Origin of the sequence: Halomonas sp. H10-59 (assembly GCF_040070555.1) — a bacterium.
Lineage (GTDB): Bacteria > Pseudomonadota > Gammaproteobacteria > Pseudomonadales > Halomonadaceae > Halomonas > Halomonas litopenaei.
Genome location: NZ_CP098828.1, coordinates 2,185,792 through 2,208,516, shown reverse-complemented (window position 1 = coordinate 2,208,516; position 22,725 = coordinate 2,185,792). Strand labels below are relative to the sequence as shown.

Annotated in this window: 21 protein-coding genes; 13 read left to right on the top strand and 8 right to left on the bottom strand. The window is 64.2% G+C overall.

The window, feature by feature from the left end:
• Window positions 1-256: 256 nt before the first annotated feature.
• Together NFG57_RS09625 and NFG57_RS09620 are read left to right on the top strand one after the other, a co-directional pair.
• Window positions 257-1,516 (top strand): ATP-binding protein, encoded by a 1,260-nt coding sequence (locus tag NFG57_RS09625; protein ID WP_348816063.1) that lies wholly within the window; start codon window positions 257-259, stop codon window positions 1,514-1,516.
• Between the two features lie 21 nt (window positions 1,517-1,537).
• Window positions 1,538-2,077, top strand: coding sequence for a response regulator transcription factor (locus NFG57_RS09620; RefSeq protein ID WP_045991464.1), 540 nt, complete (start codon window positions 1,538-1,540; stop codon window positions 2,075-2,077).
• A gap of 305 nt (window positions 2,078-2,382) precedes the next feature.
• Here the strand turns inward: NFG57_RS09620 and NFG57_RS09615 are convergent, their stop codons facing one another.
• Both NFG57_RS09615 and hybE read right to left on the bottom strand, forming a co-directional pair.
• Entirely contained in the window at window positions 2,383-3,153 is a 771-nt protein-coding gene (locus NFG57_RS09615; RefSeq protein ID WP_348816171.1) for a 3-hydroxybutyrate dehydrogenase, read from the bottom strand.
• 139 nt (window positions 3,154-3,292) lie between these two features.
• Complete coding sequence (gene hybE, locus NFG57_RS09610) at window positions 3,293-3,712, bottom strand: [NiFe]-hydrogenase assembly chaperone HybE (RefSeq protein WP_108447907.1); 420 nt, start codon at window positions 3,710-3,712, stop codon at window positions 3,293-3,295.
• A 121-nt stretch (window positions 3,713-3,833) separates the two neighbouring features.
• On the opposite strand from hybE, the gene NFG57_RS09605 reads away from it, so the two are divergent.
• From NFG57_RS09605 to NFG57_RS09595, 3 genes are all read left to right on the top strand, one after another.
• A complete protein-coding gene (locus NFG57_RS09605; RefSeq protein ID WP_045991467.1) occupies window positions 3,834-4,664 on the top strand; it encodes an inositol monophosphatase family protein in 831 nt (276 codons plus the stop codon).
• Window positions 4,665-4,851: 187 nt separating this feature from the next.
• Entirely contained in the window at window positions 4,852-5,115 is a 264-nt protein-coding gene (locus NFG57_RS09600; protein WP_045991468.1) for a GrxA family glutaredoxin, read from the top strand.
• Between the two features lie 237 nt (window positions 5,116-5,352).
• Window positions 5,353-6,111, top strand: a complete 759-nt coding sequence (locus NFG57_RS09595) for a DUF1338 family protein (protein WP_108133580.1) — start codon at window positions 5,353-5,355, stop codon at window positions 6,109-6,111.
• Here the strand turns inward: NFG57_RS09595 and NFG57_RS09590 are convergent.
• The 3 genes from NFG57_RS09590 to NFG57_RS09580 all read right to left on the bottom strand — a co-directional run bounded on the left by NFG57_RS09590 (window position 6,104) and on the right by NFG57_RS09580 (window position 9,189).
• Entirely contained in the window at window positions 6,104-7,414 is a 1,311-nt protein-coding gene (locus NFG57_RS09590) for an MFS transporter (protein WP_348816062.1), read from the bottom strand. The genes NFG57_RS09595 and NFG57_RS09590 overlap by 8 nt on opposite strands.
• A gap of 356 nt (window positions 7,415-7,770) precedes the next feature.
• Window positions 7,771-8,430 (bottom strand): CoA transferase subunit B, encoded by a 660-nt coding sequence (locus NFG57_RS09585; protein ID WP_045991471.1) that lies wholly within the window; start codon window positions 8,428-8,430, stop codon window positions 7,771-7,773.
• Window positions 8,431-8,487: 57 nt separating this feature from the next.
• A complete protein-coding gene (locus NFG57_RS09580; RefSeq protein ID WP_045991472.1) occupies window positions 8,488-9,189 on the bottom strand; it encodes a CoA transferase subunit A in 702 nt (233 codons plus the stop codon).
• Between the two features lie 182 nt (window positions 9,190-9,371).
• On the opposite strand from NFG57_RS09580, the gene NFG57_RS09575 reads away from it, so the two are divergent.
• The 6 genes from NFG57_RS09575 to NFG57_RS09550 all read left to right on the top strand — a co-directional run bounded on the left by NFG57_RS09575 (window position 9,372) and on the right by NFG57_RS09550 (window position 14,980).
• The gene (locus NFG57_RS09575) at window positions 9,372-10,274 is read left to right on the top strand and encodes a LysR substrate-binding domain-containing protein (RefSeq protein WP_348816061.1); all 903 of its coding nucleotides are present in this window, start codon (window positions 9,372-9,374) and stop codon (window positions 10,272-10,274) included.
• Between the two features lie 130 nt (window positions 10,275-10,404).
• Window positions 10,405-11,280, top strand: a complete 876-nt coding sequence (locus NFG57_RS09570) for an acyltransferase (RefSeq protein ID WP_213229070.1) — start codon at window positions 10,405-10,407, stop codon at window positions 11,278-11,280.
• A complete protein-coding gene (locus NFG57_RS09565; protein WP_348816060.1) occupies window positions 11,223-12,158 on the top strand; it encodes a LysM peptidoglycan-binding domain-containing protein in 936 nt (311 codons plus the stop codon). The genes NFG57_RS09570 and NFG57_RS09565 overlap by 58 nt, the downstream gene beginning before the upstream one ends.
• A 163-nt stretch (window positions 12,159-12,321) precedes the next feature.
• Complete coding sequence (locus NFG57_RS09560) at window positions 12,322-13,482, top strand: glycosyltransferase family 1 protein (RefSeq protein ID WP_045991475.1); 1,161 nt, start codon at window positions 12,322-12,324, stop codon at window positions 13,480-13,482.
• 144 nt (window positions 13,483-13,626) lie between these two features.
• Complete coding sequence (locus NFG57_RS09555) at window positions 13,627-14,199, top strand: phosphatase PAP2 family protein (RefSeq protein WP_348816058.1); 573 nt, start codon at window positions 13,627-13,629, stop codon at window positions 14,197-14,199.
• A gap of 148 nt (window positions 14,200-14,347) precedes the next feature.
• Window positions 14,348-14,980, top strand: a complete 633-nt coding sequence (locus NFG57_RS09550) for an alpha-ketoglutarate-dependent dioxygenase AlkB (RefSeq protein ID WP_348816057.1) — start codon at window positions 14,348-14,350, stop codon at window positions 14,978-14,980.
• A gap of 152 nt (window positions 14,981-15,132) precedes the next feature.
• Here the strand turns inward: NFG57_RS09550 and gcvT are convergent, their stop codons facing one another.
• Together gcvT and NFG57_RS09540 are read right to left on the bottom strand one after the other, a co-directional pair.
• Window positions 15,133-16,242 (bottom strand): glycine cleavage system aminomethyltransferase GcvT, encoded by a 1,110-nt coding sequence (gcvT, locus tag NFG57_RS09545; RefSeq protein ID WP_108133574.1) that lies wholly within the window; start codon window positions 16,240-16,242, stop codon window positions 15,133-15,135.
• 83 nt (window positions 16,243-16,325) lie between these two features.
• A complete protein-coding gene (locus NFG57_RS09540) occupies window positions 16,326-17,717 on the bottom strand; it encodes a sodium:alanine symporter family protein (RefSeq protein ID WP_045991478.1) in 1,392 nt (463 codons plus the stop codon).
• Between the two features lie 564 nt (window positions 17,718-18,281).
• Between NFG57_RS09540 and gcvH the strand changes: the two genes are divergently transcribed.
• Window positions 18,282-18,674 (top strand): glycine cleavage system protein GcvH, encoded by a 393-nt coding sequence (gene gcvH / locus NFG57_RS09535; protein WP_045991479.1) that lies wholly within the window; start codon window positions 18,282-18,284, stop codon window positions 18,672-18,674.
• Window positions 18,675-18,820: 146 nt separating this feature from the next.
• Window positions 18,821-21,715, top strand: coding sequence for an aminomethyl-transferring glycine dehydrogenase (gene gcvP / locus NFG57_RS09530; RefSeq protein WP_348816056.1), 2,895 nt, complete (start codon window positions 18,821-18,823; stop codon window positions 21,713-21,715).
• An 80-nt stretch (window positions 21,716-21,795) separates the two neighbouring features.
• Here gcvP and NFG57_RS09525 read toward each other — a convergent pair whose 3' ends face one another.
• On the bottom strand, window positions 21,796-22,713 hold the full coding sequence (locus NFG57_RS09525) for a LysR family transcriptional regulator (RefSeq protein ID WP_045991484.1): 918 nt from the start codon (window positions 22,711-22,713) through the stop codon (window positions 21,796-21,798).
• Window positions 22,714-22,725: the final 12 nt, after the last annotated feature.

The window sequence follows — 22,725 nt, the reverse complement described above, 5'->3', positions numbered from 1 at the left end:
CCGATAAAGCCACTTGGTAGTGTGCTCAAGCCGACAGTCACGTCGAAGACACCACCTGGCGTCTTCGCTGCACAGGCTCCTGCCACTGTTGCCCAGCCGAGGGCACGACGCAATCGCTCGCCGCCAACGACTTTATCCCTGGTGCGCATGACCCCAGGCCGAACCCGCCGATTCGGGCGCCAGGCCTGTTGCGCGCGCCCCACGACGGTCGGGCCTGCGATGCGCTATCATGCCGCCACTCATCGAGGGAGAGATCATGCCTGCCGCCCTTCCATTGCCACTGTCGACGCCCAACCGCAATCTGATCCGCCTGACCTTTGTACGCGGCATCACCTGGACCGGTTTTCTGGTCGCCATCATCGTCGGCATCGAGCTGCTGGACTTCGCCCTCGACGTTCCTGCGGTGATCGCGGTGATCGTCGCCATGGGCCTGATCAATATCGCCACCTGGTGGCGCCTGGGCCGGCCCAGGGATGTAAGCCATCACGAGTACCTGATCCACCTGCTGCTGGACGTGGCCGGGCTGACCCTGCTGTTCTACTTCACCGGCGGTGCGACCAATCCCTTCATCACCTACTATCTGGTGCCGGTGACCATCGCCGCCGCCACCCTGCCCTGGCGTCACGCCTGGATCCTGGCGCTCACCGCCATGGCCGCCTACAGCGCCCTGATGGTGGCCTACCATCCGGTGCCACAGCTGGGCTCCCACTATGCCTCCAGCGTCAACCTTCACGTGCTCGGCATGTGGCTCAACTTCTTCCTGTCGGCAGGGCTGGTGACCTTCTTCATCTACAAGATGGCCCACGCCCTGCGCCATCGCGACCAGACGCTGGCTCGGACTCGCGAGGCGGCGCTGCGCTCGGAACAGGTGCTGGCGGTGGCGACCCAGGCCGCCGGCACCGCCCACGAACTCGGCACGCCGCTGTCGACCATGGCGGTAGTGCTGTCCGAACTCAAGAACGAATACCACGACGACCCCAGGCTGGTGGAAGATATCGACCTGTTGCGCCAGCAGGTTGACACCTGCAAGGCGCGCCTGCGCAACCTGGTCGAAAGCGCCGACCTCCGGCGCAAAGACGAGCCGGAGACCCGCGACGCCCAGAGCTGGCTCGACGGCGTGATCGACCGCTGGCTGGTGCTGCGCCCGGACGTTACCCATCGCCTTGAGGTCGCACGCAGACGCGGCCAGCCATCGATCGCGGTGGATACCACCCTGGACCAGGCGCTGACCAACCTGCTGAACAACGCCGCCGACGCCCAGCCAGACGATATCGAGATCCAGCTCGACTGGACCGCCGACAGGGTGATCATCGATATCCGCGATCATGGGCCAGGCATCCCCATGTCGATCGCCGACCAGCTCGGCGAGACCTTCGTGTCGACCAAGAGCAAGGGACTGGGAATCGGCCTGTTCCTGACCCATGCCACCATCAATCGCTTCGGCGGGGGCGTCAGTCTGTATAATCATCACGACGGCGGCACCCTGACCGAGGTCACCCTGCCCCGCGTCGGCTGAGTCTCCATTCACGAGGACATCATGCAAGACACCGCACACCGGCTACTGATCATCGATGACGATGAGGTCTTTTGCCACGTACTCGAACGCGCCATGCAGCGCCGCGGCCACGAGGTCGAGGTGGCCCATGACGCCACCCAGGCGCTGGAACTGGCGCGTCGCCACCAGCCTGAGGTCGCCACCCTGGACCTCAAGCTCGACCAGGACTCGGGGTTGAAGCTGTTGCCCGAACTGCTGGAGGTGGTTCCCGACTGCCGCATCGTGGTGCTGACCGGCTACTCCAGCATCGCCACGGCGGTGGAGGCGATCAAGCTCGGGGCGGTCAACTACCTGTGCAAGCCAGTGGACGCCGACGAGGTACTCAGCGCCCTGGAACAGCGTGAGGGCAATCCCGAGACCGAGGTGGCAGACAACCCGCCGTCGATCAACCGCCTGACCTGGGAGCATATCCAGAAGGTGCTGCAGGAACACGACGGCAACATCTCGGCCACCGCCAGGGCGCTCGGCATGCACCGTCGCACCCTGCAGCGCAAACTGCAGAAGCGTCCTGTCCGGCGTTGATGACACCAGCGTACGCTGCCGGTGACAGCCCCCCGATACAGCGGACACCCGATACAAAAAGAGACGCAGCCCAAGGGCTGCGTCTCTTGTTTAAGCTCAACACGCTAGGCGCTGTCCGACGTCAGGTGTGTCTCTACCAGCCCTCTCTCTACCGGCCCTCTCTACCGTCCTTCATTGCGCCAGGCGCCTCTAGATCAGAGGTCTTTGCGCCCGTGCATTTTACCCCCAGACTCTCAACACGAAGGGCCAAGCGCCGGGGGGTCTGCAACAGAGGCTCTGAAACGGAGGCTCTGCTACAGCGTGCTTTACTGGGCGGTCCAGCCCAGATCGATATTCCAGCTGGCGCCGGTGACTGCACCGGCCGCATCCGAGGCAAGATAGCCCACCAGGCTCGCCACCTCGGAGGGGGCGATCAAGCGCTTCACGGCGGCATTCTTGAGCATGATCTGTTCGATCACCTCCTGCTCCTCCATGCCATGGAGTCTGGCCTGGTCGGCGATCTGATTGTCCACCAGTGGCGTCTTGACGTAGGCCGGACACAGGGCGTTGGCGGTGATGCCCTGGGCGCCGCCTTCCAGCGCAGCGGTCTTGGTCAGTCCGATCATGCCGTGCTTGGCGCTGATGTAGGCGGCCTTGCCGGGCGAGGCCACCTGGGCATGGACCGAGGCGATATTGACGATGCGCCCCCAACCATTCTCGCGCATCGACGGCCAGGCCGCCTGGGTCAGCAGGAAGGGCGCGGTCAGCATCAGATCGATGATCTGACGCCATTTTTCCTGGGGGAACTCCTCGATGGGAGCGACGTGCTGGATGCCGGCGTTGTTGACCAGAATATCCAGCCGCCCGAAACGCCTCAGGGCTTCATCGACGGCGCCGCGACAGGCCTCGGCCTGGGTGAGATCGGCCTCGTGGAAGACCGCACCCTCGGCCTCGGCCACCTCCCGTCCGGCCGGGTTGAAGTCGACCGCCAGGACTTGATGCCCCTGAGCACGCAGATGGGCGACGACCGCCGCACCGATGCCGCTGCTGGTGCCGGTCACCAGGGCAACTCTGGGAGTGGAATGATCGCTCACTATTGCTCTCCTCTGGGTCTGGAACACATCACCCGTCGAACGGGTGGCGTCGCTGATGACGATGCCTGCCAATGCCTACATCAGCATCCCAGCATATGCCAGTGCTGCATTGCAGCGCCAGCCGGACAAAGGTCTCGATCGCTCACTCGGGGGCCGTCATCACCTTGTCCATCAGCCGCTGTGCCAGGCGACAGGCCTCGCCCATGTCGTCGACATCGCCAAGGTCGTTCAATAGCAGGCAGCGCCACAATATGTCCCCGGCCATGATTTCCGGCTCCAGCTCGAATTCCCCCCTTGGCAGCTCCAGCACCTGAGGCCCAGCCGTGTCCGTATCGCACGCCTCGGCGGATTCCCGCACCAGCGCCAGCGACAGGTCGCAGGGCGTCAGCCAGGCGCCAACCAGCCATCCAGGCCGGCCAGGACAGGGCGCAAAACACAAGGCATCCACCGCAAGCCGGGGGTGAAACTCCGGACGCGCCTTGAACGCTCGCAGGTGACGATCACTGAATTCCCTGGCAAGACGTTCCAGCCGCCGGTACTGCTCCATCGATAACGCAGACATCACACCTTCCTGTCACTGTTGAACCCTTGATACCCCGTTACTGTCCTCGACACCCACAGGCACGCGCCGAACGGGAATGTTAGACTTCAGCCAAAATCCCTCCCCCTGCAAGGAGTCGCCCATGACCCTCGAGGAACGTCTGGAAGCCACCATCGACATCGCCACGGCGGCTGGCAAGATGATCCGCGATGCCCGCGAAGGTGACGACCTCAAGCATCACTTCAAGGAAGGCCAGGAGCTGGTCACCGATACCGACGTGGCGGTGGACACCATGATCACCGAACGCCTGGAATCGGCCTTCCCCGGCGAGGACCGCCTCAGCGAGGAGCTGGCCCCCGACAAGGATGCCGTGGAAGAAGATGGCGCCCTGTGGGTGGTCGATCCCATCGATGGTACCGTCAATTTTGCCCACGGACTTTTCCATGTGGCGGTGTCCATCGCCTACGTCAAGGATGGCGTCACCCAATTGGGCGTGGTCCATGCCCCCTTCCTCGGCGAGACCTTCACCGCGATACGCGACAAGGGTGCCTGGCGCAATGGACAGTCGATCAGCGCAAGCCAGAGCGAGTCCCTCGAGCAGAGCCTGGTCGGTACCGGCTTTCCGTACCGGCGTGACAGCCGACTGCCTCTGATGCGACGCCTTGGCGCGGTGCTTCACCACTGTCGCGATGTGCGTCGCAACGGCGCCGCCGCCCTGGATCTGTGCGATGTCGCCTGTGGCCGCCTGGACGCCTACTACGAAACCGTCTCTCCCTGGGATTTCGCCGCAGGCTGGCTGATCGCCCGAGAGGCCGGCGCCCGCACCGGGCACCTGTATCCCTGCCCGGAGGGCCTGCCCGAGGACCTTTACGGCGAGAACCTGCTGGTCAGCGCCCCGGCGATCTTCGACGAACTCGGAGAGCTGCTGCGCCAGGCCGACGCAGGGGAATTGCGCGATATCGGTATCGGTTGAGCGTCGACTTTTCGCCATGCCGATAGCCGTGTTCGATCGAACGGCATTCAGCAACGCTATTGGCCTTCCACGACGCAATCCGTCACAATGCGCGCCATCCACTTACTCATTGACCGTCCCGCTGCATGGCGCCGGACAGGTCGCTGATTCAACACTACCCACTGCATCAACGATGCGAGGAGCTTTCATGATTGTTGTCATCTTCGGTCGCCCCGGCTGCCCCTTCTGCGTACGCGCCAAGGAGCTCGCCAACTCTCTGAGTGACGCCGGTCGCATCGAGGGCTACCGCTACGTGGATATTCACGAAGAAGGCATCACCAAGGCCGATATGGAAAAGACCATCGGCAAGCCGGTCACCACCGTGCCGCAGATCTTCGTCGACCAGACCCACGTGGGCGGCTTCACCGAGTTCGACCAGTACGTTCGCGACAATGAGCTGATGCCTGCCTGAACCGACGGCACAGCCGGTAACAAGACGGGAAGCCCACACGGGCTTCCCGTTTTTTTGCTGAAGACCCCACGAAACGTGCGCCTGGTCATGCCACCTGCCCTGCCCATCCTGGCCAACAGAGCTTGCCCTCACCCGTCTGGCCGCCGAAACCGTTGAACGTTCGCCCGTCGTTGAAAGATCGTCCCTCCTTCCTGCCTATACTCACAGAACAGGCTTCCTGGCAGGCAAGGATCGGCAATGACAGAGCAGCAGCGCTTCGTTCAGCAATTGTGGCTGGACTACGTCCATCAGCACCCTGACATCGGTGCGCTGCGCCTGTGGCCGGTGGATGCGCCGGTCGAGTGCTTCACGCTGGTCACCGTGAGCCAGTCCCCCTGGAGCCTGGCCTCCCTGTTGCCAGATCTTGAACAGCACGGCTACCGCCCTCTATATCGTTACGCCCTGCCCGACCGAGGCCTGCTCGCCTGCCTGTTCGCCGGCCGTGAAGAAGGGCCGAGACTGAACATCGTCGAGCTGCAGACCACCCGTCTGTCGCGCCAGCCTCGCGATACTCTGCTGAAGCTGGTCGCCACCGGCAACGCAGAACGAACCCCATTGCTTGGCGCCAACCGCCCCTGGTCGATGCCTGACTGGGACAGCTACCAGCAGCTTCATCGCGCCCATCCACTGGCCGGCTGGCTGGCGGTCATGGGCCCCCGGGTGCATCACGTCGCCTTCGATTGCCGCAGACTCGACAGAAGCCTGGTCGAGCTGGACCAGGCACTCCAGCAACATGGCCTGCACGCCGGACAGAACGAGGATCTGGCGCTCCCGCTGTCGGCGATGGTCGAACACCGCTTCTACCCGACCTGTTCTCGGCGTCTGGCGTTCGCCCTGGGAGATGAACATCGGGTGCAGCTCGGCGGCCTGCTGCTCTTGGAAAAACAGGCCAGTGCGGGCCAGCAACGTACCGCCGACGTGATGCTGCCACCCCACAGCCGCTGCGAAATCACCTGACGCCCTGGCGTCCGCCGACGGCGTCGGCTGTGTGCTCTTCTTCACCCTCCAGGTCCAGCTCAAGCTGCTGGGGCTCGTAGCGGGGATCGATCTCGGCGAAGTGCGGAGTCTCCATCACCGGCTGAGCGACGAAGGGCTCCTGCTCGACCGACTTGCCCCGCTCACCGTGGAGCCTGACCATCACGAACATGGCCAGGGCAAAGGCCGCCATGCCGAGAAACAGCCACAGTCCGTCGGGACCCGCCGCCTGCATCACCAGCGAGGCACTGAAAGGCCCGATGACCGAGCCGATGCCGTACCAGATCATCAGCTTGGCATTGGCAGCGACCACCTCCTCGGGTTCGAGCCAGTCATTGGTATGGGCCAGACTGAGCGAGTACAGGGTGTGCAGCATGGCAGTGTGGCCGCAGGCGATCGCCAGCAGCAGCCAGAAGCTGGCACCGGCCGCCGCCGAGATCAGAGCACCGGTGACGGTCATCACGATCGCCATCCACAGAATGACGCGACGCCGGTCGAGACGATCCGAAACCCGTCCCAGCCCCCACTGGGCGACCAGCGCCACTAGGGTGGTAACCGCCATGAACTTGGCGGTCTGGGCGGTGGTCAGGCCGATTTCCTGACCGTAGTACGGAGTCATGGCGAAGAACGCCTGCACCATCAGGCCGCCGGTAAAGGCACCGACCAGGCCCACCGGCGCCCGCCGATACAGGGTCGACAGACGAATCTTGCGCGGCGTCACGTCGTGGTGACGACTGGGCCCGTGGATGCGATGAATCGACAACGGGACCAGCGACAGCGCAAACAGCATCCCCACCACCGAGAACAGTACCGGGCCGCCCGGGTCGGCCAGATTGAGCATCCACTGGCCGCCGGCCAGCGAGGTGGTCGAAATCACCATGTACCAGCCCAGCACGCGACCGCGATTATCGTTGCTGGACTCCCCCGACACCCAGGACTCCATGACCATCAACAGGCCCGCCGTGGCACCACCCCCGATCAGCCGCCAGACCAGCCAGGCCCAGGGATTGATCCACAGTCCATGAAGCATGGCGGTAACCGCCAGCGACGCCGCACAGGCGGCGAACACGCGAATATGGCCGACGCTGCGAATGCGCTTCTCGAGCCAGTAGCTTCCGGCCACGAACCCCAGCGAGAAGCTCGACATCAGAAGCCCCGCCATCTGGGAGGGGAAGCCCTCCAGCGACATGCGGACCCCGAGCAGGGTCATGATCAGACCGTGACCCAGCAGGAAGCTGATCTCACACAGGAACAGAACCGGGAGAGTGGCAGGGAGTGCGCGCAACAGAGACCTCCGTGGCGATGGCGAATGGCCGGCCGAGAGCCCGTCTCGACCAGTGACCTGGGCGCCGCATTGTACCTGCCAGGGCTCGAGTCTCCATCCCTCCCACGAGGTTCATCCACAGATTCTGTGGATAAAGCTGTGCATCAAGGCGTTTGAACCGTCCAAAAGCCCGATCACTGCGGCACCGGACTCAAGATGGTCATAAATTCGGCAACCGCGACAGGGTCTCGCAAACGCCAGCGGCCCGGCGTAAGCCGGGCCGCTGCGAGGGTGCCAAAACCTTGTTGTCGCTCAAGGTATCAGCCAGCAGAACATGCTGGCTCGGCAAGGGTGACGCTGGTCAAAGGGCGTTTTGGTCAGTCGAAGACCATTTCCGGAACGTCATCCGGCACGATCAGCTTGCCGGCGGTCTTTTCCTTGATCTCCTCGACACTGACGCCCGGTGCCCGCTCCTTGAGAATAAAGGCGCCGTTGTCGATCTCCAGATAGGCCAGATCGGTCAGCACACGATTGATGCAGCCGGCACCGGTCAGCGGCAGGCTGCAGGACTCCAGCAGCTTGGAGGTGCCGTCCTTGGAGGCATGGGTCATGGTGCAGATGATGTTTTCGGCACCCGCCACCAGGTCCATGGCTCCGCCCATGCCCTTGATCAGCTTGCCCGGGATCATCCAGGAAGCGATGTTGCCGTTCTGGTCAACCTCGAAGGCGCCCAGCACCGTCAGGTCGACGTGACCGCCGCGAATCATCGCGAAGGACTCCGCCGAGGAAAAGATCGCCGACCCCGGACGCGCGGTGACGGTCTGCTTGCCTGCGTTGATCATGTCCGGATCGACCTCTTCCTCGGTGGGGTAACGCCCCATGCCGAGCAGACCGTTCTCGGACTGCAGCATCACGTCCATGCCTTCCGGAATATAGTTTGCCACCAGGGTCGGAATGCCGATGCCCAGGTTCACGTAGAAGCCGTCTTCGAGTTCGCGCGCGACACGCTGCGCCATCTGTTCACGAGTGAGTGCCATCTTGATGCCTCTTTGCTGTTCTTTGGAGAAGTCGTTGCGTCAGGGCGATGCGCCTGATCAGCCCTGGTGTACGGTGCGCTTCTCGATACGCTTCTCGAAGGTGCCCTGGATCAGGCGGTCGACGTAGATACCGGGCGTGTGGATCTCGGCCGGATCCAGCTCGCCCGGCTCGACGATCTCTTCGACCTCGACCACCGTGATCTTGCCGGCGGTGGCGACCATGGGATTGAAGTTCTGGGCGGTCTTGCGATAGACCACATTGCCGTAGCGATCGGCCTTCCAGCCCTTGACGATGGCGAAGTCACCGACGATGGCCTCTTCGAGGATATAGTGGCGACCGTTGAATTCGCGCACTTCCTTGCCCTCACCGATGGGGGTGCCATAGCCGGTTGCCGTGTAGAAGGCGGGAATACCGGCACCACCGGCGCGCATCTTTTCGGCCAGCGTCCCCTGCGGGGTCAGCTGCACATCGATCTCGCCGTCGAGCATCTGACGCTCGAACAGGGCGTTCTCGCCCACGTAGGAGGCCAGGATCTTGCTGATCTGACGGTCCTCCAGCAGCACCCCGAGGCCAAAGCCATCGACGCCACAGTTGTTGGAGACCACCGTGAGGTCCTTGACCCCGCGACGCTTGATCTCGGCGATCAGGTTCTCCGGAATGCCGCAGAGACCGAAGCCTCCGGCCAGCACCGTCATACCGCTCTCGATGCCGTCCATCGCCTCTTCATAGGAATACACGCGCTTGTCGAATCCGGCCATGTGGGGCGCCTCGTCTGTCGATGAAAGTGAAAGGAGAGGTGGCGAACCGGCACCGTTCCGGTGCCCCGCCCTGCCTCAAGGTAGCACTGAAGGCAGTGTTGCTCGCCCCCATATATTTGTTAAGTTTGTTTTCTTTATTGATTATTTATATCTTTAAATAAATTTGACCTTGGTAGCATGTCGTGACCGTCAAGCAACTGCGTGCCTTTCTGGCGGTGGCCAGAACCCTGAGCTTCACCCAGGCCTGTGAACAGCTCCACCTCTCCCAGCCGGCGCTGAGCCTGGCGATCAAGGGTCTCGAGGACAGCCTAGGCGGTAGACTGCTGATCCGCACGACCCGAAGCGTCCGCCTGACCCCCGAAGGTGAGTCCCTGGTGCCGCTGGCCAAACGCTTGCTGGTGGAATGGGACAACACCGAGGACGCCCTGCGCCAACGCTTCACCCTGCAACTTGGACGGCTCTCCCTGGCCGCCATGCCGGCCTTTGCCGGCAATCTGCTGGCCCCGGCGCTGGGGGTGTTTCACCGCCAGCACCCGCGTATCAACGTCACCGTACATGACGTGGTCAACGAGCAGGTGATCGACATGGTGCGCCAGCGCCAGGTGGAGATGGGCATCGCCTTCGAGCCGGAGGCCACCGGCAGCCTGCACTTCACTCCGCTGTTTCACGACCGCTTCGTGGCCGTGCTGCCCCCACGCTCGCCTCTGGTACAGCATTCAAGCCTCGACTGGGAAAGCCTGATGAGCTGGGATTTTGTGGCGCTGCAGCGGCCTTCCATGGTACGCCGCCTGCTGGAGCAGCAGCTCGGTGCCCGACACGGGGCCCTCAAGGTAGCCTTCGAGACCCATCAGCTCGCCAGCGTCGGACGCATGGTGGCCAATGGCCTGGGCGTCAGCGCCGTGCCCTCGCTATGCCTGCGTCAGATGCAGGAGGCCGGCGCGGTCTGCCGCCCGCTCAAGGATCCCGTCATCGAGCGCGCCGTGGGGGTGGTCACCTGGAATCCCCATGAGCTGTCGGTGGCCGCCCGCGCCATGCTCCAGGTACTGGTCAACAATATCGAGACACCGACCCTCTCCGAAGCATGACGCCGACATGGCCGTGGACCCTCGCACTGGGCAGCCGGCACCGGATCCATTAGGATTGGCGGGCCTGCCTCGCCCACTGTCACGGCCAGGCGACACCCGCTCTATCTGCTGTTGCGAGGTTATCCAAGGAATGTCGACCCTCAAGGGCCTGATCAGCGTTCTGCTGCTGGTTGGCAACACGCTATTCTGGACCATCCCGTTGGTGATCCTGACCCTGCTCAAGGTGGTCACCCCCGGGCGACGCTGGCAGCGGCGCGTGCTGGCCGGGCTCAACGCCATCGCCCTCAACTGGATCGGTTTCAACCTGTGGTGGATGCGTCACTGGATCAAGCCCGACCTTCACATGTCGGTGCCCGAGGGACTGAGCCCGGACGCCTGGTACCTGGTGCTGTCCAACCATCGGAGCTGGACCGACATCTTCCTGCTGATGATGGCGTTTCATCGCAAGATCCCGATGCCGCGCTTCTTTCTCAAGCAGCAGCTCATCTGGATCCCGGTAGTAGGCATGGCCTGGTGGGCACTGGAGTTTCCCTTCATGCGCCGCTACAGCAAGGAGCGCCTGGCCGCCAACCCACGCCTGGCCGAACGCGATCGCAAGGCCACCGAGCGCATGTGCAAGCGTGCCCGCGACGTCCCCATTGCCATCATCAACTTTGTCGAAGGGACCCGTTTCACCCCGGCGAAGCGCGAGGCCAGGCAAAGCCCCTTTCGCCATCTGTTGCGCCCCAAGGCCGGCGGCATCGCCCAGGTACTGAACCTGCTCGGCGATCGTCTCGACGCCATCATCGACCTCACCATCGACTACCAGTCGAGCCAACCCAGCTTCTGGCGCTTCCTGTGCGGCCAGGAGAAGGCCATTCGCCTTGATGCACGCCGCCTCGACGTGGCGCCGTGGATGCTGGAGGGGCGCTATCACGACGACCCGCACTACAAGGAACGCTTCCACTCATGGCTCAACGCCCTGTGGCAGAACAAGGACGCCTCACTCGACTCGCACCGCTGGTGATCGCCCTGCTGCTGGCCGGCTGCGCCGGTCAGGGGGCATCCCCGACGTCATCACAACGCAGCGCCAGCGTCGCCGGCAGCAGCATTGCCGGCGACTGGATCAGCGTGCAGCGCGGCGACACCCTCGGCTCCATCGCCCGCCGCGCCGGCGTACCGCTATTGCGACTGCAGCGCTTCAATCCGGGTGTCGACGCCCGCCACCTGGCCGTGGGTCAGCGCCTGCTGGTGCCCTCTCATCAGGAGCGGGCGCCGTCCGGTGGCCCCTATCGCTATCAGATCCGCCCCGGCGACACCTATAGCGCCGTTGCCAGGCGCTTCGGCACCACCGCTCAGCGCATCCAGAGTGCCAACCCTGGCGTCCGCGCCACCGACCTCAAGGTCGGCCAGGTGATCCAGGTGCCGCTGGCCAGCCGATCGGTCGCCAGCCGCTCATCATCCAGCAGCTCAGCCACGGCCAGCCCCTCTCGCTCCGCTTCGTTGCCGGATCCCGGTCCGGTCGCCTCTAACGCTCGTGGCTGGCCCTGGCCGCTGGACGACTACCGGGTGGTGCGCCGTTACGGCAAGGACAGCCGCGGCAGCCTGCAGCCGATGCTGCTGGCCACCGACGAGGGCGCCCGGGCCAAGGCCGTTGCCGATGGCCAGGTACGCTTCGCCGACGGCATGCGCCAACTGGGCCAGGTGGTGATCGTGCACCACGCCGACAACCTGCAGAGTGTCTACGCGCTGTGTGACGACCTGCTGGTAAAGCAAGGGGACCAGGTGAGCCGCGGCGCCCCGCTATGCGTGGTCGGCAAGCATGCCTCGACCGGCCGCCACGATCTGCTGTTCGACATGCGCCACGGTGGCAAGCCCATCGACCCGGACACCATCCTTCGCTGAGCGCTGCGGGCCGAGCCGACGCAAGCGTAATGCGCTTGTCCGTCGCCCGGCCCCGTGGCCACCGTAACAGCCTGTTCATATCGCTGACCTAGAGATGTCATGCTGGCGTATCACCCTGTCTCGGGAGCGGGCCATACGGGGCCCGACCGGTACGAGGAATTCCATGCGCATCTGTCTGGTCAGCGAAACCTGGTCTCCTGATATCAATGGGGTCGCCCATACGCTGGGGCGCATCAGCCAGGAACTGCGTGCTCTTGGCGTGACGCTGCAGCTGGTCCGGCCGGCCCCCGTCGACGGCTCCACCGAACCCGCCACCGGGATGGCCCACGAACTTCGCGTACGCGGCATGTCGATGCCGCGCTACAAGGAAGTGCGTATCGGCTGGGCCTCCGCCAGTCGTTTGCGCAGGCTATGGCGCGACAATCGTCCCGACGCCATCTATGTAGCGACCGAAGGCCCCTTGGGCTGGTCAGCCCTGCGCGCGGCAGAAAAGCTGGACATTCCCGTGGTCAGCGGCTGGCACACCAACTTCGATCACTACTGCCAGGACTATGGTCTGCCGTGGCTGGCGCCACTGGTACGCAATCGCCTGCGTCATTTTCACAATCGCTGTGCGGCGACCCTGGTACCGACCCATCAGCAAGCCCGGGAGCTTGCGCAAAGAGGCTTCGAGCGCGTCAGCGTCATGGCACGCGGCATCGAAGGCGATCGTTTCACCCCCGCCAAGCGTAGTCAGCAACTGCGCGACAGCTGGGGTGTCGGCCAGCACCAGCCGGTGGCGCTCTACGTGGGCCGACTGGCGCCAGAGAAGAACCTGGAGCTGTTGCGCGACACCTTTCTCGACATGCTCGAGGCGCGCCCCGACATGCGCCTGGTGGTGGTGGGCGACGGCCCCGGGCGGGCATCGCTGGAAAAGGCCCTGCCGGACGCCATCTTTACCGGCTTCATCGATTCCGCCGAGATGCAAATCCACTACGCCAGCGCTGACATCTTCGTCTTTCCTTCGCTGTCGGAGACCTGGGGCAACGTCATTCTCGAAGCCATGGCCAGCGGCCTGGCGGTGGTAGCCTTCCGCCACGCGGCCGGCGCCGAGTTGATCACCACCGACAAGGATGGTGTCAGCGTCGCCGCCGGTGACAACGCCGAATTCCGCCAGCAGGCGACAGCCCTATGCCAGCAGCAGGCACGCTACGCCCGCCTGGGCCGCGCCGCCCGGGAACGCGCCCTGGCCTACCGCTGGCCATCCATCGCCCAGACCTTCCTCGACGCCCATCACCAAGCCCTGACGTCGGGAACCGGCCTGTCGGACCCCGCCAAGGCCTAGATCGCTCGTTGAACACCCCGCCGCCGGCCCGAGCGGCGGCGTGGAGGCCACAGGAAGCGGGCCCTAGCACGACACATGACGACACATGACGACACATGACGACAAAAGACGCTAGAAGACGACTTACCGCCAGGGAGATGTGACATGCCCACTAAAATCCCGCAGATGTTCGACCGCCTGGATATGCTCGAGTGGCAACTGTGCCAGCGCACCGCCGGCCTCAGCATTCACCGCCCCTGGCTATCCACCTTGAAGATCTCCAGCAAGCTGGGCGACTGGCCGATCTGGGTGGCGCTGATCGTGGCGTTGCCGGCGATCCACGGCCGCGATATCGGTCTGCGCCTGATGCTCGAATACACCCTCACCGCCGTGGTGGCTATCGCGGTGTACAAGCTGCTGAAGACCCGTCTGTGTCGAGAGCGGCCCTTCATCACCTTTGGCGGCAGCATCCAGTGCAACGAACCGGCCAGGGACCGCTACAGCTTCCCCAGCGGCCACACCATGCACGCGGTGATGTTCTGTACCCTGGTCGCGGTACACAGCCCCGCCCTGCTGCCCTGGCTGCTGCCGCTGGCGGGCTTGATCGCTATCTCGCGGGTGGGCCTGGGGCTGCACTACTACAGTGACGTCCTTGCCGGCGCGGCGCTCGGCTATGGCATGGCCCTGGCCAGCCTCGGGCTTTCCTCGACCACTCTGCTGATCGCGGCGTCCCACTGACGCCGCCTCGGGGGGGCATCACTGCCGCTCGCCCGCATCTCGCCCGCACCTCCAGAACAAGCGCCACCGCTCCTGATCGGTGGCGCCAGCCAGCCTTCACTGGCATCCTGCTTGAATGCCTCCACATGACCCCAAAGCGCTGTTCAAATTGCTACACGAAGCACCACTCGAAGCGCCACCCCAAACCCTGGTCGAGACCCCGCCGCTTTACTACCTGCCCGGGCTCATAAGCGAGTCCGACGCCAGCGACCTGCAGGATAGGCTGCGCCAGGAACTCGACTGGCAGCAGCCCGAACTGACCCTTTACGGGCGCAGTCATCCCATTCCCCGCCAGCAGGTATGGATGGGCGATCACGCCTATCGCTACTCCGGCAGGGACTTCGCGCCCTGCCCCTGGCATCCGTCGGTGGCGGCCTTGCGTGATCGTCTCAATGACCTCCTCGAACGGTTTTCGGCCGTCGACAAGAGCACACCGACCAGCGCCTTCAATAGCGTACTGATCAACCGCTATCGCAACGGCGAGGACCGCATGGGCTGGCACTGCGATAACGAAGCGGAACTTGGCGACTGCCCTACCATCGCCTCCATCAGCCTGGGGGCGACCCGTCCCATGCGCTTTCGCTGGAAGGACCGCTCGTCCGAGGCCTTCAACGTCTGGCTCGAAAGCGGCAGCCTGTTGTGGATGGGGCCCGGCTGCCAGGAACAGCTCGAACACGCCCTGCTGCCGCGCAAGATCCCGGGTGAGCGAATCAACCTGACCTTTCGTCGACTTATCGCCTGACCTGCAATGCCGGCGCCAGACCCGAGCCGTCTCTTTCTCCAGGACATAAAAACGGCGCCCTGTGGGCGCCGTTGATCGTTCATCCGATGGCAACTTTACGCCACCGAAGATAACGGTATAACACGTTATCTATCGAGATGTCAGCCGCATTATCAGCCCCGATAGTAACCCGGTGTGATGACCGGCATGCGAGTCACCGTCATCGGCAGACGCTTGCCACGCACCTCGGCGTACACGGTGGTGCCGATCTCGGCGTGATCGAGGCTGACGTAGCCCATGGCCACCGGCTTGCCGACGCTGGGGCCAAAGCCACCGGAGGTCACCTGCCCAAGCAGACGATCGTCCTCGCTGTAGAGCTCGGCACCTTCGCGCACCGGAGCACGCCCCTCGCCCAGCAGGCCGACGCGCTTGCGCTGGTGGTCCTTGACTTCGACCTGGTGCAGCACCAGATCAGCCCCCGGGAAGCCACCGGCGCGCTCGCCGCCACGACGACGTGGCTTGCCAATGGCCCAGATCAGCCCCGCCTCCACCGGCGTGGTGGTGGTATCGATATCGTGGCCGTAGAGACAGAGCCCAGCCTCCAGGCGCAGGGAATCACGCGCCCCCAGGCCGATGGCCTCGACCTCTTCCTCGGCCAGCAGCTTGCGCGCCAGGGCGTCGGTCTGTTCCGCCGGCACCGAGATCTCGAAGCCATCCTCGCCGGTATAGCCGCTGCGGCTGATCCACACCGGGATACCGTCGATGTCGAAGCGACCATGCTGCATGAACACCATCTCGCAGGCTGCCGGACACAGGCGCGCCATGACATCGGCGGTCTTCGGCCCCTGCAGCGCCAGCAGGCCGCGATCGACCACCTCGACTTCGTGGTCGGGCAGCCCGCGACGCAAATGGGCGATGTCCTGATCCCGACAGGCCGCGTTGACCACCAGGTAAAGGTGGTCACCGGCGTTGACCGTCATCAGGTCATCGAGGATACCGCCGTCTTCGCTGGTAAACAGGCCATAGCGCTGCATGCCTTCGGGCAGGCCGACCAGATCCGCCGGCACCAGGGTCTCCAGCGCGGCCAGCGCGTTCTCGCCACGAATCAGGATCTGCGCCATGTGCGAGACGTCGAACAGGCCGCAGGCCGCGCGGGTATGCTCGTGCTCTTTCTTGACCCCCAGCGGATACTGAACGGGCATGTCATAGCCCGCGAACGGGACCATCTTGGCCCCCAGCTCTCGATGCAGGGCATTCAGCGGTGTCGTCTTGAGTTCACTCATGGCGTTTCGTCTCGTGGTTCGTGAAAGAACCCTTGCAACGACAGGAGGTGCCCCTGAGGGCACCTCCCGTGGTCGGCTCAGGCTCAGGACTTGTCGTGATCAAGGGCCTCGCCCGGCAGGATGTCCTTGCCGTCGAAGTAGTCCTTGGTCAGCTTGAACACCACCGGCGACAGCAGCGCCAGGGCGATCAGGTTGGGAATCGCCATCATGGCGTTGAAGGTGTCGGCCATCAGCCAGATGAAGCCAAGCTGGGCCAGCGCACCCACCGGAATGGCCAGCACGAACAGTACCCGGTAGATCATGATGGAGCGGGTACCGAACAGGAACTGGAAGCACTTCTCGCCATAGAAGGACCAGCCAAGGATGGTGGTGAAGGCGAAGATCGCCAGGGCGATCGACACGATGGCCTCACCCCAGCCATTGGGCAGGGCATTGTCGAACGACAGCGCGGTCAGCGAGGCGCCGGCCTCACCGGTCTCCCAGATCGGCGCGGTCAGGATCACCAGGGCGGTGATGGTGCACACCATGATGGTATCGATGAAGGTACCGAGCATGGCGATCAGCCCCTGGCGAACCGGGTTCTTGGTCTGGGCCGCGGCGTGGGCGATCGGCGCGCTGCCAAGACCGGCCTCGTTGGAGAAGATACCCCGAGCGACACCGAACCGGATGGCCGCCATCACGGCTGCGCCGGCGAAACCTCCCATGGCGGCGTGGGGATTGAAGGCGTAGTAGAAGATGTTGCTCAGGGCGCCGCCGATCTGGTCGGCATTGACCGCCAGGGCACTGACACCGGCGATGATGTAGGCGATACCCATGATCGGCACCAGCTTGCCGGCCACCTTGGCGATACGCTTGATACCGCCGAGGATCACCGCACCGGCCAGCACCATGATCACCACACCGGTAATCCAGGGCTCGATGCCGAAGCTCGACTCGAGGGCGTCGGCCACCGAGTTGGACTGCACGGTGTTGCCGATACCGAAGGCGGCCACGGCGCCGAAGAAGGCGAAGGCGCCACCCAGCCACAGCCATTTGCGGCCGAGTCCGTTCTTGATGTAGTACATCGGTCCGCCGATATGGAAACCGGTGTCATCGGTCTCGCGATAGCGCACCGCCAGCACCGCCTCGGCAAACTTGGTCGCCATGCCCACCAGGGCGGTGATCCACATCCAGAACACCGCACCGGGGCCACCCAGGGCGATCGCCGTGGCCACACCGGCGATGTTACCGGTACCGATGGTCGCCGACAGCGCCGTCATCAAGGCGTTGAACGGCGAGATCTCACCTTCATCCTTGCTTTCGGACTTGCTGTCACGCCCGCCCCACATCAGCTTGAACCCCATCCCCAGCTTGCGGATGGGCATGAGCTTGAGACCCAACTGGAGGTAGATACCCACCCCCAGCAACAGGATCAGCATGATCGGTCCCCACACCACCCCATTGATGGCGGAGAAGATATTGTTGAGTGCTTCCACGGAAGTCTCCCTTTTGACTCGGCACTTGTTGTTATGCGCTGTCGACCAGCAGAAAGCCTGTTTACCGTGAATTGTTATCGGAATAACAGGCATATCAGACGAATCGACAGCACGGACCCGCCTACGATAGCGGATATTGTCGCAAGGGCACCAGCAACGCTTGTCCACGCTAACGCCGCATCGCCAGCCGTCGCATGCGTGAACGTCAACCGTGTTTCCTATTGGAAACTTTTGCCACCTTAGCCAAGGCGTTTGGTCTTGGCAAATCCCCCTTTGGTCGCTGAAGGCCCCCGCGCCTCTTCGACGTCTGTAGCATAGTCGCCAACGTCGAATCATGCCGGGTCTCGCCACCAACGCGTCCATCACGTGCCATCCGCCCATCCCCTTCACCTCACCGTGGCTTCAGCCACGGGCGTGGACTGGACGCCAACCGCGAGTCGTTCCACCCTATGTCTTGAGAGTGCGGCGACCACCCCGTTTTTCTCTCATCATGGACTCGCCAAACGCCGAGAATGGCGTTAGCATGCGCGAAACCGGAAAACCTTTTTCGTATAGGAAATCGAGATGAGCTCAATCCCCGCCAACCTGCGCTATGTCGACAGCCACGAATGGATTCAGGACAACGGCGACGGAACCGTCACCATCGGCATCACCGATCACGCTCAGGAAGCCCTGGGTGACGTGGTCTTCGTCGACCTGCCCGAGGTCGGCACCAGCCTCGCCAAGGGCGACGAATTCGGCGTCATCGAGTCGGTCAAGGCCGCCTCTGACCTCTATGCGCCGGTGGACGGCGAGATCGTCGAGGTCAACGAGTCCCTCGAGGACGCTCCGGAGACCGTCAACGAAGCGCCTTACGAGGATGGCTGGATCATGAAGGTGCGCCTCGACGACCAGAGCGCCCTCGACGACCTGCTCGACGCCGACGCCTATCAGGCAGTGGTCGACGCCGAAGGCTGAGCCGGGCCTCTGTGACCCGCGCCACCAGGGGGAGCCACTCTCTCCCCTCGCCGGGGCCATGTGGCCCCGGCCAACGCGCCCGCCACCACGCGAGGCAACCCGTTATTCATCCGGATCTTCGGGGTCCGTCACACTCAAGGTGTTCCATGGCTTTCGATACACGTCGCCTGGCCGAACTGGCCGATCACGATGCCTTTCTCCGTCGTCACAATGGTCCCGATGGGGACGACAGGGCCAAGATGCTGTCGGCCCTGGGTGTCGAAGGCGTGGAGTCCTTGATCGACAAGACGGTACCCGCCAACATCCGCCTGGGCCGTGAGCTCGATCTGGATCCCCCCAAGGCCGAAGCCGAGGCGCTGGACTACCTGTATCGTCTGGCCCGCCAGAACAAGGTCGCCCGCAGCTACATTGGCCAGGGCTACTACGACACCCACCTGCCGGCGGTCATTCAGCGCAACGTGCTGGAAAACCCGGGCTGGTACACCGCCTACACCCCCTATCAGCCCGAGATCTCCCAGGGCCGCCTGGAAGGCCTGTTGAACTTCCAGCAGATGGTGATGGACCTGACCGGGATGGAGCTGGCCAACGCCTCGCTGCTGGATGAAGCCACCGCCGCCGCCGAGGCCATGGCGCTGTGCCGACGCTCCAACAAGAAGGCCAAGACCAATGCCTTCTTCGTTGCCGACGATGTCTTCCCCCAGACCCTGGACGTGCTCGAGACCCGCGCCTCCTGGTTCGGCTACGAGATCGTCATCGCCCCGGCGGAAGAACTCGCAAGCCATGACGTCTTCGGCGCACTGCTGCAGTACCCCGGCAATGACGGCCGCGTCCACGACCTGGCGCCGCTGATCGCCGAGGCCAAGAAACGCGGCGTGATGACCTGCGTTGCCACCGACCTGATGGCCCTGGTCCTGCTCAAGGAGCCCGGCGCCATGGGCGCCGATATCGTGGTCGGCTCGAGCCAGCGTTTCGGCGTGCCGATGGGCTTCGGTGGCCCCCACGCTGCCTTCTTCGCCACCACCGACAAGCTCAAGCGCTCGATCCCCGGCCGTATCATCGGGGTGTCGAAGGATGCCCGCGGCAACACCGCCCTGCGCATGGCTATGCAGACCCGCGAGCAGCATATCCGTCGCGAGAAGGCCACCTCCAACATCTGCACCGCCCAGGCGCTGCTGGCCAACATCGCCGGCTTCTACGCGGTGTATCACGGCGCCGAGGGCCTGCGCACCATCGCCGGGCGCATCCATCGGCTGACCACCATCCTGGCCACCGGCCTGGCCCAGAAAGGCGTCAGCCTGGCCAACGACAGCTACTTCGACACCCTGCGTCTGACCGGGGTCGATCGCGGCAAGATCCACGGTCGTGCCATGACCCACGAGATCAACCTGCGCTACTTCGACAATGGCGACGTAGGTGTCAGTCTCGACGAGACCACCACCGCCCACGATCTGGACGCACTGTTCGACGTGTTGCTTGGCGAGGAGCACGGCCTTGGCGTGCGCGAACTCGATGACGGCATCCTCGAGTCCCAGGCCAGCGGCATTCCCGCCGCCTGCCGACGCGAGAGCGACTTCCTTGAGCACCCGACCTTCCAGCGCTATCGCAGCGAAACCGAGATGCTGCGCTACCTCAAGCGCCTGGAGAACAAGGACCTGTCGCTGGCCCACGCGATGATTCCGCTGGGCTCCTGCACCATGAAGCTCAACGCCACCACCGAGATGATGCCGATCACCTGGCCGGAGTTCGCCCGCATCCATCCCTTCGCACCGAAGGATCAGGTCGCCGGCTATCGCCAGATGATCGACGAACTGGCGGCCTTCCTGGTGGAGATCACCGGCTACGACCATATCTCGATGCAGCCCAACTCCGGCGCCCAGGGCGAATACGCAGGTCTGCTGGCGATCCGTCGCTACCAGGCGGCCCAGGGCGAGGGCCACCGTGACGTCTGCCTGATCCCCAGCTCGGCCCACGGCACCAACCCGGCCTCCGCTGCCATGTGCAGCATGCGCGTGGTGGTGGTGGAGTGCGACGAGGACGGCAACATCGACCTGGCCGACCTCAAGGCCAAGGCCGAGCAGCACTCACAGGCGCTGTCCGCGATCATGCTCACCTACCCGTCCACCCACGGGGTGTTCGAGGAAGGAGTGCGCGAGGCCTGCGACATCGTCCACGCCAACGGTGGTCAGGTGTACATCGACGGCGCCAACATGAATGCTCAGGTCGGCGTGGCACGTCCGGGTGACTTCGGCGGCGACGTCAGCCACCTCAACCTGCACAAGACCTTCTGTATCCCCCACGGCGGTGGTGGCCCCGGCATGGGCCCGATCGGTGTCAAGGCGCACCTGGCGCCCCATGTGGCCAACCACAGCGTGACCCCGATCGACGGCGTCGAAGAGGACTCCGGCGCGGTGTCCGCGGCGGCCTTCGGCTCGGCCTCGATCCTGCCGATCTCCTGGGCCTACATCAAGATGATGGGCGCACGCGGCCTGCGCGAAGCCACCGAGCTTGCCATCCTCGGCGCCAACTACATCGCCACCCGCCTCGAAGCGCACTATCCGGTGCTCTACAAGGGCCAGAACGGCACCGTGGCCCACGAGTGCATCATCGACATCCGTCCGCTCAAGGCGGCCTCCGGCATCAGCGAGGAAGACATCGCCAAGCGCCTGATGGACTACGGCTTCCACGCCCCCACCATGTCCTTCCCGGTGGCCGGCACCCTGATGATCGAGCCCACCGAGTCGGAGTCGCTCTATGAGCTGGACCGCTTCTGTGACGCCATGATCGGCATCCGCGAGGAGATCGCCCGGGTCGAGAGCGGCGAGTGGAGCCTGGAGGACAACCCTCTGGTGAAGGCCCCGCACACCATGGCCGACCTGATGGACGCGGAATGGAACCGGGGCTACTCCCGCGAGATCGGCGCCTTCCCCTCCGAGGCGGTCAAGGGTGCCAAGTACTGGCCGGCGGTCAACCGGGTCGACAACGTGCTGGGCGATCGCCAGCTGATCTGCTCCTGCCCGAGCATCGACGAATACCGCGACTGATCCCGTCGCAGGCAAAGCACAGAACCCCGCCACGGCGGGGTTCTGTCGTTTATCGCATGTGTGCAGGAAGGACTGACGCCTCAGCCCTCGGCCTGGCGACCCTCGGGGTGGCCGAAGCGCTCCAGGTGACGCTGCTCGCGAAAGGCCTCGAGCAGGTGGTGGTAGCGACTGGGGACCCGCGCCCCGCGTCGACTGACGAGGTAGAGCGTCTCGTCCATGGGGTGGGTCAGGGTCATCTCGCGCACCTGACGTTGCCAGGGCGAGGTCTCGAGCACCAGGCGCGAGACCACGCTGAAGCCGAGGCCACGGGCCACGGCGTCGAGCACCATGCCCACCTCGTTGGTGAAGCCCTGGCGCGGGAAGTGGCTCATGGAGCTGAAGTCGTCGGGAAAATTGGCTCGCAGCAGGCTACCGGCCTTGTCCAGACCATCGGTATAGCTAATGAAGCCGAGCCCCAGCAGGTCATTGAGGCTGGTGCCGGTAAAGTCCGCCGGCACTACCAGGCTCAAGGGTTCGTCGTGCCACGCCTCACACTCGAGATCCGGGTGACGGGTGACCTCGGTGACGATGCCGAGATCGTGCCGACCGGCCAGCACATCGGCCAGGATCTCCTGATGAAAGGCGAAGCAATAGGATACGGTCAGCCCTGGATGCCGCTGCTGCTGGCCCAGGATAAACGGATAGAGCATGAGCCCGATGCTGCCGGGTGACGCCAGCCGACACTCGCCGCTATCGAGACTCTCGTCGTCCAGAGAGTGACGAAACTGTTCATGCTCGGAAAACAGCTTTACCGCGTAGTCGTAAGCTCGGCGACCGGCCTCGGTCAGGCGGAAGCGGCGCCCCTGGCGCTCCAGCAGGGTCTTGTCCAGATAACGCTCGAGCTTGCGCACGTGCTGGCTCACCCCCGGCTGGGTCATCTCGAGACGCTGAGCGGTACGGGTGAAGCTGCCGGTCTCTACCAGGGTGATGAAGGTGCGGAAGTACAGGGCATTGAACATGGAGTGACGCCA

Excerpts from the sequence above, each read along its gene's own strand:
- NFG57_RS09620 (WP_045991464.1), top strand. The coding sequence starts at position 1,538 with ATGCAAGACACCGCACACCGGCTACTGATCATCGATGACGATGAGGTC.
- NFG57_RS09605 (WP_045991467.1), top strand. The coding sequence starts at position 3,834 with ATGACCCTCGAGGAACGTCTGGAAGCCACCATCGACATCGCCACGGCG.
- NFG57_RS09585 (WP_045991471.1), bottom strand. The coding sequence starts at position 8,430 with ATGGCACTCACTCGTGAACAGATGGCGCAGCGTGTCGCGCGCGAACTC.
- NFG57_RS09555 (WP_348816058.1), top strand. The coding sequence starts at position 13,627 with ATGCCCACTAAAATCCCGCAGATGTTCGACCGCCTGGATATGCTCGAG.
- NFG57_RS09600 (WP_045991468.1), top strand. The coding sequence starts at position 4,852 with ATGATTGTTGTCATCTTCGGTCGCCCCGGCTGCCCCTTCTGCGTACGC.
- gcvP (WP_348816056.1), top strand. The coding sequence starts at position 18,821 with ATGGCTTTCGATACACGTCGCCTGGCCGAACTGGCCGATCACGATGCC.
- NFG57_RS09560 (WP_045991475.1), top strand. The coding sequence starts at position 12,322 with ATGCGCATCTGTCTGGTCAGCGAAACCTGGTCTCCTGATATCAATGGG.
- gcvT (WP_108133574.1), bottom strand. The coding sequence starts at position 16,242 with ATGAGTGAACTCAAGACGACACCGCTGAATGCCCTGCATCGAGAGCTG.
- NFG57_RS09525 (WP_045991484.1), bottom strand. The coding sequence starts at position 22,713 with ATGTTCAATGCCCTGTACTTCCGCACCTTCATCACCCTGGTAGAGACC.
- NFG57_RS09565 (WP_348816060.1), top strand. The coding sequence starts at position 11,223 with ATGGCTCAACGCCCTGTGGCAGAACAAGGACGCCTCACTCGACTCGCA.
- gcvH (WP_045991479.1), top strand. The coding sequence starts at position 18,282 with ATGAGCTCAATCCCCGCCAACCTGCGCTATGTCGACAGCCACGAATGG.
- NFG57_RS09625 (WP_348816063.1), top strand. The coding sequence starts at position 257 with ATGCCTGCCGCCCTTCCATTGCCACTGTCGACGCCCAACCGCAATCTG.
- NFG57_RS09595 (WP_108133580.1), top strand. The coding sequence starts at position 5,353 with ATGACAGAGCAGCAGCGCTTCGTTCAGCAATTGTGGCTGGACTACGTC.
- hybE (WP_108447907.1), bottom strand. The coding sequence starts at position 3,712 with ATGTCTGCGTTATCGATGGAGCAGTACCGGCGGCTGGAACGTCTTGCC.
- NFG57_RS09570 (WP_213229070.1), top strand. The coding sequence starts at position 10,405 with ATGTCGACCCTCAAGGGCCTGATCAGCGTTCTGCTGCTGGTTGGCAAC.
- NFG57_RS09580 (WP_045991472.1), bottom strand. The coding sequence starts at position 9,189 with ATGGCCGGATTCGACAAGCGCGTGTATTCCTATGAAGAGGCGATGGAC.